10 protein-coding genes are annotated in these 12,809 nt (G+C 63.0%); 2 read left to right on the top strand and 8 right to left on the bottom strand.

Annotated features, from left to right (window positions below):
• Both nrdD and Q8K05_RS18540 read right to left on the bottom strand, forming a co-directional pair.
• A partial coding sequence (gene nrdD, locus Q8K05_RS18535) for an anaerobic ribonucleoside-triphosphate reductase (protein ID WP_305248181.1) occupies positions 1 to 845 on the bottom strand: 845 nt, incomplete at its 3' end.
• Between the two features lie 149 nt (positions 846 to 994).
• A complete protein-coding gene (locus Q8K05_RS18540; protein WP_305248183.1) occupies positions 995 to 3,364 on the bottom strand; it encodes an ATP-binding protein in 2,370 nt (789 codons plus the stop codon).
• A 174-nt stretch (positions 3,365 to 3,538) separates the two neighbouring features.
• Here Q8K05_RS18540 and Q8K05_RS18545 point away from each other — a divergent pair, with 174 nt between their 5' ends.
• Together Q8K05_RS18545 and Q8K05_RS18550 are read left to right on the top strand one after the other, a co-directional pair.
• Positions 3,539 to 4,741, top strand: a complete 1,203-nt coding sequence (locus Q8K05_RS18545) for a threonine ammonia-lyase (RefSeq protein WP_305248185.1) — start codon at positions 3,539 to 3,541, stop codon at positions 4,739 to 4,741.
• 56 nt (positions 4,742 to 4,797) lie between these two features.
• Positions 4,798 to 5,094 carry a hypothetical protein gene (locus Q8K05_RS18550; RefSeq protein ID WP_305248186.1) on the top strand — a complete coding sequence of 99 codons (297 nt, stop codon included), beginning with the start codon at positions 4,798 to 4,800 and terminating at the stop codon, positions 5,092 to 5,094.
• Positions 5,095 to 5,283: 189 nt separating this feature from the next.
• Here Q8K05_RS18550 and Q8K05_RS18555 read toward each other — a convergent pair whose 3' ends face one another.
• The 6 genes from Q8K05_RS18555 to Q8K05_RS18580 all read right to left on the bottom strand — a co-directional run bounded on the left by Q8K05_RS18555 (position 5,284) and on the right by Q8K05_RS18580 (position 12,319).
• Positions 5,284 to 6,477: an ATP-binding protein gene (locus Q8K05_RS18555; RefSeq protein WP_305248188.1), complete on the bottom strand. Its 1,194-nt coding sequence runs from the start codon at positions 6,475 to 6,477 to the stop codon at positions 5,284 to 5,286.
• Positions 6,478 to 6,539: 62 nt separating this feature from the next.
• Positions 6,540 to 6,986, bottom strand: coding sequence for a hypothetical protein (locus Q8K05_RS18560; RefSeq protein ID WP_305248190.1), 447 nt, complete (start codon positions 6,984 to 6,986; stop codon positions 6,540 to 6,542).
• The gene (locus Q8K05_RS18565) at positions 6,973 to 10,152 is read right to left on the bottom strand and encodes a hypothetical protein (protein ID WP_305248191.1); all 3,180 of its coding nucleotides are present in this window, start codon (positions 10,150 to 10,152) and stop codon (positions 6,973 to 6,975) included. The genes Q8K05_RS18560 and Q8K05_RS18565 overlap by 14 nt, the downstream gene beginning before the upstream one ends.
• Positions 10,153 to 10,197: 45 nt before the next feature.
• The gene (locus Q8K05_RS18570) at positions 10,198 to 11,112 is read right to left on the bottom strand and encodes a molecular chaperone (RefSeq protein ID WP_305248193.1); all 915 of its coding nucleotides are present in this window, start codon (positions 11,110 to 11,112) and stop codon (positions 10,198 to 10,200) included.
• A gap of 31 nt (positions 11,113 to 11,143) precedes the next feature.
• Positions 11,144 to 11,611, bottom strand: a complete 468-nt coding sequence (locus tag Q8K05_RS18575; protein WP_305248195.1) for a DUF4402 domain-containing protein — start codon at positions 11,609 to 11,611, stop codon at positions 11,144 to 11,146.
• A 156-nt stretch (positions 11,612 to 11,767) separates the two neighbouring features.
• A complete protein-coding gene (locus tag Q8K05_RS18580; RefSeq protein ID WP_305248197.1) occupies positions 11,768 to 12,319 on the bottom strand; it encodes a DUF4402 domain-containing protein in 552 nt (183 codons plus the stop codon).
• Positions 12,320 to 12,809: the final 490 nt, after the last annotated feature.

Raw genomic sequence — 12,809 nt, forward strand, 5'->3', positions numbered from 1 at the left:
GTGAGGTTGGTGAACGGTGTTTGCGTGCCCCAGCGCGAGGGCACGTTGAGGTTGTAGACCAGCTCCTGGATGCACTGGCGCACGGCGGTGTAACTCATCGCGTCCTTGCGCACAAAGGGCGCCATGTAGGTGTCGAACGACGAGAACGCCTGCGCGCCGGCCCATTCGTTTTGCAGCGTGCCGAGAAAATTGACGATCTGGCCGACGGCCGACGACATGTGCTTGGGCGGCCCGGCCTCGACCTTGCCCGGCACGCCGTTCAGGCCCTCGTGCAGCAGCGTGCGCAGCGACCAGCCGGCGCAGTAGCCGCTGAGCATGTCCAGGTCGTGGATGTGCAGGTCACCGCTGCGGTGCGCCTCGCCGATCTCGGGCGTATAGACGTGCGACAGCCAGTAGTTGGCGGTGACCTTGCCCGACACGTTGAGGATCAGCCCGCCCAGCGAATAACCCTGGTTGGCGTTGGCGTTGACGCGCCAGTCGGCGCGCGAGAGGTATTCGTTGACCGACGATTCCACGTTGACCAGGGTCTGGTGGTCGGTGCGCAGCGTGCTGTGGCGTTCGCGGTAAACGATGTAGGCGCGCGCCGTGCGCAGGTGGTTGGCGGCAATCAGCGCGTGCTCAACCACGTCCTGGATGTGTTCGATGCCAGGCGCCTGGCCACGCAAGCGATGGATCAGCACCTTGCCGACCTGGGCGGCGAGCAGCGCGGCCTCGTCGGCGCCAAATTCACCCGTGGCCGCGCCCGCGCGCTCGAGTGCCGAACGGATTTTTTCCGCATTAAAAGCGGCGCGCTGGCCGCTGCGTTTGATGACCTCGCGCGGCAACGTGGCAACTGTGCAATTCATTGGCTTCTCCATACGTTCCCGGAGGAACAAAACACTACATATAGCGTGTACGGTATCCTCAGGACACTACCTGTAGCTTGATATGGATCAAAAGATGGGCCCGAGCGCAGCCCCACGAAGGCCCGCCCATCTCCAAAATACCGTGGAGATCACGGTAAAAAGCCCATGCCGCGCGCCTCGCGCACCTCGGGCTTGATGCGGTGCTCGGCCTCCAGTTGCGCCAAAAATTCGTCCGCCGACAACGCGGTCGCCAGAATGGTCGCCTGCCGCTTCACCGCCGCAAAATCGCCGGGGCACAGTTGCGTGAGCTGGCCCAGCCTTTTTTGCAAGGACGCCGTCAGCAGCGCCGCGTCACCGGCCAGCGCTTCGGTCACAAACAGGGCTTCACGCTGCGCACGCGTGAGCGGCATGAACCTGATCTTGAAGGTAAAGCGCCGCAGCGCGGCCTGGTCCAGGCTTTCAAGCAGGTTGGTGGTGCAGATGAAAATGCCGGCGTAGCGTTCCATGCCCTGCAGCATTTCGTTGACCTCGGTCACTTCGTAGGTGCGTTGGGCACCGCGCCTGTCCTGCAGAAAGCTGTCAGCTTCGTCGAGCAGCAGCACGGCTTTCTCGGCTTCGGCTTCGCGGAACATGGCCGCCATGTTCTGCTCGGTCTCGCCGACGTACTTGCTCATCAAATCGCTGGCCTGCTTGATAAGCAGCGGCTGCTCCAGCGCGCTGGCAATGTGTTCGGCCAGCGCAGTTTTGCCGGTGCCGGGCGGGCCGTAGAAGCACAGCGTGCCGTGGCCCCGGGACTGAAGCGCGGCCACGATGCGCTCAATTTCAAACCGCGATTCGACGTTGAGCATGGCCAGGTCGTAGCTCGTCACGCTTTGGCGGCCTTGCGCCTGCGATTTATTGCCCAGCGCCACGTCGGCATTTTTGAGCTGGCGCTCGATCAGCGATTCCATCAACGAGGGCCGGCCGCCCGCCAGAATCGCCTGCAGCCCGGCGCCATCGGTCTGCGCGTCCCCCTTGTCGTCGGGGGCGCTGGCCAGGCGGGCAAAGCGCACGGCGGTGCGGATTTGTGCGGGCGTCAGGCCCTTGCGGGCGGTGAGCCTGGCGACAAAGGCGTCGCTGACCTGCACCCCCTCCAGCGTTTTGCGGACTATGCCTTCGCGGGCGCCGGGCGGCGGTGAACGCAGCTCCAGGTGGTAGGCAAAGCGGCGGCGAAAGGCCGGGTCGATCTGCTCGATGCGGTTGGTCACCCACAGCGTGGGCACGGTGTTGGACTCCAGGATCTGGTTGACCCAGGCCTTGCCGCTGACCGAACCGGTGGCGGGCGCAGGCAACTGCTCGGAGCGCGCCATCAGCTGCGCGGCCTCGCTCGAAATCGGCGGGAACACGTCTTCGACTTCGTCAAACAGCAGCGCCGAACGGGTGCTGCTCTTGAGGAACACCTGCGCGATTTGCAATGATCGGTAACGGTCGCGCCCGCTCAGCGAGTTGCCGTCACGGTCGGCGTATTCGACTTCGAACAGGTCCAGTCCGGCGGCCTGCACCACCACTTTGGCCAACTCGGTTTTGCCGGTGCCGGGCGGCCCGTAAAGCAGCACATTGACCCCCGGCTCCTTGCCGGCGACCGCATTGCGCAGCAGCGACACCAGCACCTGTGCGTCTTCCTGCACAAACGAAAAATCCGCCAGTCCCAGGCTGCTACGCGCGGCCGGCCGGGTAAAGACGGCCATCAATTCGGCCTGGTCGCGGTAGGCGCGCATCAGCACCGGCGGCAGCTTTTCGCTGACTTTCATCAGGTCGGCCAGGTCGGTGATGTTGTGCTCGGAGATCAGGTTTTCGACCATGCCGATGCGCTCGAGCCGCGAGCCGGCGCGGAGCGCCTCGGCCACCTCGCTGGCCTTGACGCCGGCCACCTCGGCAATCGCGGCGTAGGCCTCGGGCGCGTTGTTGACCTTGAACTCGACCAGCAGCGAGCGCAGGTCGCGCTGGTAGCGCGCCAGCGTGCCGTACAGCAGCAGCGCGCGCTCGGCGCGGTTGAGCTGCAGCAGCTTGGCCAGTGCATCGATATTTTTCTCGACCAGCGTGGAATGCTTTTTGAGCGCCTGGCCCAGCCAGTCGCCGGTGGCGGCCAGCACCGACAGCAAATCCTTGGGCTGGTCCTTGGCATGCTCGTCCAGGTAGAAAAACAGCGTACCTTCTTCATACGGGCCACGCCAGGCGCCGTGGCGCGCCATGAACTCGGCATCGCTCAGGTCTTCGTGACCATGCCAAAACTCATTGTCCTTGCAGCGGCGCCCCAGAAATTCCCGCAGCCGCTGCAGGGCCGGCAAGGGCCAGACCAGATGGCGGGCCGACAGCGACAGCAGGCTGTTGAGGTCGCGCCGTACATTGAACTTGGCACCCTGGCGGGCAGCCAGCGTCAGCACAAAGTGCGAGCACATCAGGTCCAGCACCGGCGCTTCTTTGAGCCCGGGAGACAGCAGCCCCTGCTGCGGCTGCTCGACGAGGGAACGCTTGTTCATGGACAAACCTCCAGTTTTCAACTACACCGCTGACGTCCCGCCCTGATTTTTATTGTTTGAACGAGCCTGCACCTTACCCCAAGCTGGAACTTCATGGAAGAAGCGACATGACGACCGCCCCCTCACCTTGACGCAGACAATGCAAGGCTGTCCACCGCAATGCAAAGGTATTTCATGCTTAACCTGACCGATATTGAACAAGCCGTCCAGCGCCTGCACGGCCATTTGCTGAACACGCCCTGCGTGGCGTCCCAGACGCTGTCGCAGCTGACTGGCGCGCAAATTTACCTGAAGTTTGAGAATCTGCAATACACAGCGTCCTTCAAGGAGCGCGGCGCCTGTAACAAGCTGTCGCAACTCACCGAGGCCGAACGGCGGCGCGGCGTGATTGCCATGAGCGCGGGCAACCACGCGCAAGGCGTGGCCTACCATGCGCAGCGGCTGGGCATTCGCGCCGTCATCGTGATGCCGCGCTTTACCCCGGGCGTCAAGATTGAGCGCACCAGGGGCTTTGGCGCCGAAGTGGTGCTGCACGGCGACACGCTCGACGAATCGCACGCCCATGCCTTGCAGCTGGCCGAGCGCGAAGGCCTGGTGTTTGTCCACCCTTATGATGACGAAGCCATCGAGGCGGGCCAGGGCACGGTGGGACTTGAGATGCTGCAGGCCGTGCCGGAACTGGACACGCTGGTGATTGCCGTGGGCGGCGGCGGGCTGATTGCCGGGGTGGCCACGGCAGCCAAGGCGCTCAAGCCCGGCATTGAAATCATTGGCGTACAGACCTCGCGCTTTCCAGCCATGGTCAACGCCATCAAGGGCACGCATTACCCGCAAGGCACCAGCACGATTGCCGACGGCATTGCGGTTGGCACGCCAGGCGTGATCACGCAAGCCATCATTGCCCAGCGGGTCGACGATTTGCTGCTGGTCGACGAGGGCGACATTGAGCAGGCCATCGTGATGCTGCTTGAGATCGAGAAAACGCTGGTCGAAGGCGCCGGCGCGGCCGGGCTGGCCGCGCTGCTCAAATATCCGGCGCGCTTTGCCGGCAAGAAAGTCGGTCTGGTGCTGTCCGGCGGCAATATTGAGCCACTGCTGCTGGCGGCCATCATAGCGCGCGGCATGGTGCGCGCCGGACGGCTGGCCCGCATCAAGGTCAGTGCGCGCGATGTGCCCGGTTCGCTGGCCAAAATTACCGCCACCGTGGCCGACGCGGGCGCCAACATCGACGAGGTGCACCACCAGCGCGCCTTCACCATGCTGTCGGCCCAGAATGTGGAGATCGAGCTGGTGATCCAGACGCGCGGGCGAAGCCATATTGAGCAGGTGCTGCAGGCGTTGCGGGCGGCGGGGTTTGAGGCGTCTGAGCAGCACTGATAGCTTGTTGATCGCCGCGTGAAGGCAGCGACTCCAATCCCCAGCCGTTACCGCAAATGCTTGGCCAGCCTGGCGGCAAACAGCGTGGGAATGCTGATGCCGCCACGGACGGGCTGCTGGCGCGCCGGGACCGGATTCAGAAAAAGCTGGCGACACGTCATCTGCAAGAGGATGGTTTGGTGCATGAGGGCAACACGGCCGACAGCAAGACCTTCCGGCCTGCGGTGCAGAAGTTGCGTGAGGATTTCGGTATCCAGCGTGTGGTGATGGTGGGCGATCGGGGCATGGTCTCGCAAAAGGCCATCGATCCGTGCGCTGGTCGAGCAAGGGCAGTTGCAGATGAGCCTGACTGACGAGCGCAATCTGCTCGAACTGAGTTCACCAGACTGCCCCGGTGAGCGCGCACCAGCGCCAGGAGTTGCGGGTAGCGACCGAGCAGCAGTTGCTCAAGATCAAGCCGTAGTCAGGGAACCAAGCCCCGAGTTCAAGCTACCAGCTTGATTCATAAGGTGAATTCTTCTCTTTGGGGGTGAACCTTCAGGTCAAACCGGCAGCGCAAAATGAAACACCGCACCGAGACCCACCTTGCCGTCGGCCCACACGCGACCACCGTGTCGGGTCACCACCCGGTGGGCAATCGGCAGGCCCACCCCGGTTCCTTCAAACTCCTCGTCGGTGTGCAGCCGCTGAAACATTTCGAAGAGCTTGTCGTAGTGCTCCATGCTGAAGCCGGCGCCATTGTCACGCACCGAATACACGGCTTCTGCGCCTTCCATGCGGCCACTGACTTCGATCAGGGGGCTGGCTACATGGCTGCTGTATTTCACGGCGTTGGACAGCAGGTTCACCCAGACCTGGCGCAGCAACTCGGCGTCCGCCTGCACCGGCGGCAGCAAGCCCAGTTCGATGGTGGGTTTTTTACCTTCAGGATGGAGCTGCAGCATTTCTTCGATGACTTGCCGTGCCAGCCCATGCATATCCACGCTGACTTTGTTGACCTCACGCCGGCCGAGCCTGGAGAAGGCCAGCAGATCGTCAATCAGTTTGGCCATGCCATTAATCCGGGCGCGAATGACGGACAAATAGCGCAGGCCTTTTTCGTCCAGACGGCTGGCGTAGTTTTTTTCAAGCAGGCCCGCATAACCGCCGATGACGCTCAGCGGCGAGCGAAGATCGTGCGTTGCTGCGCACGTGAATATTTCCAGGCTTTTGTGGCTGGCTTCCAGGTCTTCAGCGCGTGCGTTCAGAACCGAATTGAGGCTGAGAATCTCCTTCTCCAATTTCTTTTCCTCGGTGACATCCTCGACGATTCCCAAAATGTGGGTGGGTTCACCGCCTTCGCCAAACACAGCAACTTTGCGGATGCGCAGCCGGCGCCCCTCCACTTTGTTGCAGAAGGAAAATTGGTGTTCGGGGGTATCTTCGACGGTGCCGCCTGCCAGTACCTGGCGGTCATGCGCAACAAAGACATCGGCGGCGTCTTTTTCAAAGAGGTCGTACGCACTCTTGCCAATCATTTGCTCACGGGATAGTCCAACCAGCGCTTCTCCCGCACGGTTGATGCGCACATAACACAACTGGGCGGCATCCTTGACATAGACCGGCGTCGGGATATGCTCAATCACCGAGTCGAGGAAGCGGTTCGCCGCCAACACCTCGGCCGTGCGTTCGGCCAGCAGTTCCGGGCCTTCGCATGAGCCCGGTGGGGGTGACATAGAGTGATCGAATGTGAACATGGTTACTCCTTTGGCTCAAAAAATCGGGCTCGTCATGGGAGTCCTTACGCCGCCAGGCGCTCTCAGTTGTACTCAATAATGACCGCACCGGCATCCGGCCGCGACACGGCAAACGTCAAGTCCGAACCACCGCTGACGCGCAGGGAGCCGTCGGCATTGCGCGTCACATTGACGGTGGCGCCATCCACGGTAGACGGCACGGCGGCCACCCTGAAACCAGGGGGCGGATTCGATCCGAAGCGCAGCAAGGGGCCACTGGGGGACAGGCTGCCCATGAAACTTTCAAGGGTAAAAATGGTGCCGGACAAGATCGAAATTGTCCCGCCTCCTGCTGACACGGGTGTCGGCGGCGCACTGATGCTGACTGACACCGACTCAAGCACCGTTGCAGTCGCCGTGCCCGCTGCCGTCGCCGCGTCGCCATCACCGGTCAGGGCGAGGCTGCCGATCACGAGAACGCAGGCACCGGTCTGCTGAAGGAAATTTTGCCGGGAATCATTTTTTTTCATGAGACGCCTCGCGGGGCAGACCGGACACGGTCCCGGCCGGGTTTCTGCTCAGCAAAAAATCCACGCCGTTGATGAATTTTCCGTCAGGCAAGATGGCGATCTCACGCTCGCCCGGATTGATCAGGTCGAACTGTTTCAATTGCTCCGGCGCTACCCGCAAATGGTAGCGGCCCTGCGCCACGGCCGGAACAATGTAGTAACCGTCCGAACTGCTTTTGATGCTTGACACCACCCTGCGGTCGATGTCAAGCAGTTCAATCACCACATCGCCCATGCCGCGCCTGGCCGTTTTTTCGACCATGTAAACCGTCCCGTCAATTTCGCTGGTCAGGACGACGGGGAAATCAAGTTCCGCAACACGGCCCGGCCGCGGAACCATGCGCACGCCCTTGCGCTGCGGCACCCAGTAAGGGTCCTCCAGCGTCTGCGTGTCAACGGCAATGTCCACCTGTTGCCTGATCGGCAAACGGTCCAGCCAGGCAATCCCTGCGGCATCCGTCCGCACCGGCGCCCTGCTTCCGTTGACGGTCATCGCAACGTTCTCGATCGGCTCTTCGCCGGCGTCCATGACCCCGTTGGCGTTGTCGTCCAGAAAAACGCGCACCGATGCAGCGCCGCTGTCTGCTTTGGGCAGCGCACCAAAACGCCACTGCGCCTGCCGGGGTTCCAGGCCCATCGCAATGAAGAGTTGCAGGCCCACGGCAAACCCTCCGCGGCTTGAATAACTCGCGCTCAGGCCCAGCCCGTAGCGGCCCAGGCTTTTGTTCAGCCCCGCCGTGTACAGCGTCTCGCCGCTGTTGAGTGAGCGAACCAGGCCCAGATTGAGCAGGTAAGCCTCGCCTAGGCGCTTGTCGCCCGAGAACGCGACGGTTTCCAGTTTTGCTTGCGGTTTAAGGCTGTAGCCCAGCTGGCCGCTCAAACCGATGTCGCCGACCCGGCGGCTCAGTTGCAGGGCACCGCTGGCCGATGTGTGACCGCCCGACGTTTTCCAGGTCAGCTGATTGGCCATCGAGGTCCGGTTCACATAGGCGGCCACACGGCCTGTCAAGGCCAGATTCGTGCCGCCCGACTGGAACTGCTCGCGCTGTACCTCCAGGGTCAGCGGCAGGCGCGGCAGAAACCCGGCCGGAACCGCGCCGTCCAGCCGCACTTTGTCGCGCGTTCGCAAAGGATCGGCGCTGGGTAAAAACAGCTCACTGCTGAAATCATGGAGCTGCGTGTGGCTATAGCTCAACGCGACGCTCCCGACCCGGGTCTTGAGTCCCGACTCGTTGAGCCAGCCGCCATTGGGCGACCTGACAAAATCGCTGCTGACAATGAACGACTGCCAGAAGGCGCGCAACCCCAGGTTGCTGTAAAGCTGTCCGTCGGCGCTGTTGCTGCCCGCCATCCCCGGCAAGCGGACCAAACCGCCGGTACCGGTCAGGTACTTGTTCAGCCCCCATTCAAATTGGCCCACCGAGCGCGACTGGCCCGCGCTGTCCTGGTGCTGGGCGAGGTTGTAATAAAACGCACCGGGCGGCGTGCTCGATTGCTCCAGCAAAAAGCTCTGCCGCTCCACCCGCTGCTGGCCCAGCGGACCGTGAAAGACCAGGCGGAATTCATTGGGGCCATAGACCAGGAGCTGGTCATCAAAGCTGTAGCGGCCATCGGCGCGCGATGTCTGAAAACCCACCAGGGCCTCGTTGAAATACAGCTCCACGTCCCAGCCGGGCGGCAGGTCGCCCTGCAGCGTATGGCGGTCAAAGCTGGTGGGCTGGGTGATGGGGCGGTTGCTCAGCATCAGCCCCAAACCCTTGCCGGTCGGGCTGCGGCTGGCGATGTTGGCTACGCTGGGCGCCGAGACAGCACTGCCAAACATCACCGAGCGGGCGCGCAAAGGGCCGAGCAGGCCCGCATCGGGATCGTGGCGCGCCAGCGTGAAGCGCACATCGGGCGACGGATTCTGCTTGGTGCTGCTGACAAACAGCGCCGACTCCATGCCGAGCAGGTCGCCGGTCAGGTAAGCGGTGTAGTGGGCACTGGTCTGTCGGCTGCCATGGCCGGTTCGGAGTCCGACCCCCAGCGTCTGATCAATAAAAGGCACGCCCAGCAGCCGGTAGGGCATGTCCTGGCGCGGGTAGCCCGGGTCTTCGTAACCCGTCGTGCGGGCGCCGGCCCCGGCACCCAAGCGCTCGCGTTCCAGGCGCTCCTGTAAGGGCAGGCGCTCTCTGGGCCGAACCCGCAGTGTCAGGCTGGACAGGTTCACCTCAAAATCCAGCGGCAGCCAGCGCGAGAGCAGCGTGCTCGCGACATAAATATCATCGCTCTGCAGCCGGACCAGCGCCGGGTCAAACACCTGGGTCTGGTCGGCCAGCGTGAGCCTGGCCTGCGCCACGTTCAGGCTGAAGCTGCGCGCTTCGCTCAGCACAAAGCCTTCCGCCGTGCCCTGCTCGGGCTGCGCCCTGATCGCCAGGGTCAGTAGCCTGGCCAGCTCGCCGAGCGGCAAAAATGTCTCGCGGCCGACCTGGTAGCTCGGGATCGCCTCGGCCAGCACATGCTCATCGAGCCGCACCTCCAGCAGCACCAGATTCGGGTCATCACCGCGCCGCAGCGGTGGCGCCCCCCCAGCGGGGACCGCCGGTGAAGCCGTGGCAGCCAGCGGCTGCGGCAAGCGCGGCGCGGCCACCGAGGTGTCCGCTGACGGGGAAGGCGCGGCTGCAGCAGGCGGCGTAATGTCCAGCACCAGCCGGTAGCCCTTGCCGGCCTCCGGCTTGAGCGCGCGAATTCCGGTGTCAGCCTCAGCCTTGAGACCGAATTCCAGTTGCACCGCCTCGGCGCCTGACGGGGACGGCCTGATCCGCAGGGGCTTCATGGTGGGATGATCGGCAGCGACCTGGTCAGCCAGACCCGCCAGCACGGGATTGAGCACCACGCCCTCGAGTTCCAGCACCACCCGCTCAGGGTTTTGCCAAATAAACAGGCTGAAGCGAATTTCGGCCTTTGACTCGATCACGATGCGGGTTCGGCCTTCAGCCCTTTCCAGCGACGCAGCGCTGATCGGGATGTCAGCCAGCGCCCAGCCCGGCGCGAGCACCAGCAGCAGCCCTCCCCACGCCCTGCAGCGATCGACCCGCTCAGCGAGAACTTCGTGCGCCGGGCGGCGGGAAAGAAAAGGGGCAATCATGAAGAAGCTGCAGCGTCATGGCCGGCGCGCGCAATCCTGCGCCGCTCAGGGCAGTTCAATGGCAGCCTCGGCCAGCAGCTTGCCGCCCGCGTCCGGGCGCTCCCGGAAAGTCACGCGCAGGGTGCCACGCGCCAGCACCAGCCCCGGCGGCGGCTGCAGCGCCAGCTTGACGCGGCGCGAGGGATTCGGGGTGTATACCGCCACGCCGCCGGCTTTGCCGACGCCCTGCGCGTCGCCGCCCTGCGGCGTAAACGTGGCGCCCAGGTCCCCATAGACCGAGCGGTTGCCGCTGCGCTCCAATACCACGGCAAGAATGGGCGGTTGATCGGCCACGGGCTTGAGCAGTTCAAGGCCAGCCAGTGTCACGCTGGCCGCCGTCTCGCCGTGGCGCACGATGACGGGAATGGAAGCGCCGATCAACGCCTTCAGCTGCACACCCACTTCGCCCGCAGCCAGCTTCGGGCCAGCGGCGTCAATGCTGCTTGCACCGCTGGCCTCGGGAACCCGGTCAAACTGCAGGTGGGAGCGGTACTCGCCCGCTGGCAGGTCTGCCGGTTTGCGCAACAAAATCCTGATGGTTTGGCCGGCACCAGGTGCCAGCACCACCTGGCGCGGTGAATAGCGCAGCAATGCGTCGGCAAACTGCTCGCCTGGCAAGGGGCTGTCGACTGCAGAAAATTCCCCGGTCTCGCTCATGCGCCGGTTCACGACGCTAATGCGGTAAGTAGCGCCTTCCTGCCCGTTGTTGATCAGCTCCAGTTGTGCCGCACGCTGGTTTTTGTCGAACACGATCCGTGTGGGGAACAGCATCAGGTCGGCCGACGCTGGGGGTGCGGCGAGCAGCATGAACAAAGCGCCCAGCAGCAAGCTGCAGCCCTGCAGACCGAAACGGCGCCACGGCATCGGCCAGCATGAAACATTCGCGGCTGGAGGCCAGGCACCAAAAATGGAAAGCAACATGCTTAGGTTCCTGTGTGGTTTGAAAACGGCTTCAGTTGTAGTTGACCGTGACGCTAAAACTGCCGCTGTAGCTGCCACTTGCCTGGTTGCTGCCCACGCTGAGCGTGGCGCCGACCATCAATGTTTGCGACCCGCCGACGCTGAGCTGGCCGGTCAATGCCGGGTTGCTCGTGAAGCTATCGACCGCCATGGTGTTGGAGCCACTCGTCAATGACACCACGCCATTGGCGGGCAAGGTGATGGCGTAGGTCGCGCTGGGGTCGCCAGTCACGCTGAACGACGCAGCGGACCAAATGCCGGACGGCACCAAAAAGACACCGCCGCTGGCACTGCGCCCGAGCGGATTGACGGCGACGGTGACGCTTCCGCCAGAACCAGCCACAAAGCTGCCAAAGGCCAGTGCCTGGGTGGAATTGCTGATCGCAATCAGGGCCGCCCAGCTCACGGAGGCGGCGGTGGCGGCGCATGCCAGTGCGAACAGGAGGCTGAACTTTTGCATTGCAAGCTTTTCCCGACAGCCTCGCTGTCATGCGACGGAGTTGGCGCGAGGACCACCCCCCAAGAACCGAAATGGCTTACCCGCCCCGGCCGCACCGCTTTCAGGCGCCGCCAAGGCGTGCGGTTGGCGGCCCGGCTCACCGGGATCGCAGGCCGCTTAGTTGTACGCAACCGTGACGGCGAAGGTTCCGGTGTAGATCCCGGTCACCTGAGCTGCTACCGTGGTGATGGTTGCACCCACCAGCAAGGTCTGTGTGCCCGCCGTGCCCGCCGTGCCGCTCAGCAATCCTGCTGTGCCAGTAGGGTTGCTGGTAAAGAGACTCGTCGCCATGGTTTCGGCGGCGAGACCAGTGCCGGTAGTGATGTTGGTAGTGCTCGGCAGCGTAATGCCATAGGTCAGTGCCCCCTCGCCTCCGACGGTAAAGCTGGCTGCGCCAAAGGCGTTCTGGGCTGTCCCCACGCCGATCGCACCGACCAGAGTTCGCGCACCAGCTGTGCTAATCGCCACCGTCTGGCCGGCTGCGCTGGTGGAAAACGATCCGAAGCGCAAGTTCGGGCTACTGGCGGTGATGGTAATCGGCCTGACCACCGTCGCATTGGCAGTGCCCGTGCCAGTTGCTTGCGCGTAAGCGTTGACACCAAAGCCAGCGCCGCCCAGCACGATGGCCGATGCCAGTGCCAGTTTGTTCATTTTCATGTTCATGTTCATTTGGAAATCCTGTTCATAAAAACCTGAGCAAAATCGCTCCCCACTTACGCCCTGTTGCGCCACCGCTGCATCACTGGAATGTCCTGAGCGCTTGGGCCTGAGCCCGTGACACGCCAGATATTTCCGAAAAGAGACCACAAAGATCCTCTTTTCCGAAAAATCAAATTAATTAATTATGTTATTCAATGCACCAATTTTTACACTTAATTTGATAATGTCAACAAATCAACCAGCACGCACATCGCTCTGCAGGATACAAAATCCTTGATGACGAGCATTCATGCGGGTTTGCGCCGAATTGGGCTTGCTGCCCATCTGAGCAGGATTTGATACAGATCAAGTCTGACGCGGCGACACCCGGGCTGAGTGGCCGCTGTCAGCACAAATGCTTGGCCAGCCTGACTGAAAACAGCGTGGGAATGCTGACGCCGCGCCGCCCGGGAATCACGTCAAACGGCTCGCCGGCGCGCAGCGTGCCAGGCGTTTGCAC

Origin of the sequence: Polaromonas sp. (assembly GCF_030682935.1) — a bacterium.
GTDB lineage: Bacteria > Pseudomonadota > Gammaproteobacteria > Burkholderiales > Burkholderiaceae_C > Polaromonas.

What these genes read in the sequence shown, in the direction of transcription:
- Q8K05_RS18540 (WP_305248183.1), bottom strand. Translation starts at nt 3,364, where the DNA reads ATGAACAAGCGTTCCCTCGTCGAGCAGCCGCAGCAGGGGCTGCTGTCT.
- Q8K05_RS18545 (WP_305248185.1), top strand. Translation starts at nt 3,539, where the DNA reads ATGCTTAACCTGACCGATATTGAACAAGCCGTCCAGCGCCTGCACGGC.
- Q8K05_RS18550 (WP_305248186.1), top strand. Translation starts at nt 4,798, where the DNA reads ATGCTTGGCCAGCCTGGCGGCAAACAGCGTGGGAATGCTGATGCCGCC.
- Q8K05_RS18555 (WP_305248188.1), bottom strand. Translation starts at nt 6,477, where the DNA reads ATGTTCACATTCGATCACTCTATGTCACCCCCACCGGGCTCATGCGAA.
- Q8K05_RS18560 (WP_305248190.1), bottom strand. Translation starts at nt 6,986, where the DNA reads ATGAAAAAAAATGATTCCCGGCAAAATTTCCTTCAGCAGACCGGTGCC.
- Q8K05_RS18565 (WP_305248191.1), bottom strand. Translation starts at nt 10,152, where the DNA reads ATGATTGCCCCTTTTCTTTCCCGCCGCCCGGCGCACGAAGTTCTCGCT.
- Q8K05_RS18570 (WP_305248193.1), bottom strand. Translation starts at nt 11,112, where the DNA reads ATGTTGCTTTCCATTTTTGGTGCCTGGCCTCCAGCCGCGAATGTTTCA.
- Q8K05_RS18575 (WP_305248195.1), bottom strand. Translation starts at nt 11,611, where the DNA reads ATGCAAAAGTTCAGCCTCCTGTTCGCACTGGCATGCGCCGCCACCGCC.
- Q8K05_RS18580 (WP_305248197.1), bottom strand. Translation starts at nt 12,319, where the DNA reads ATGAACATGAACATGAAAATGAACAAACTGGCACTGGCATCGGCCATC.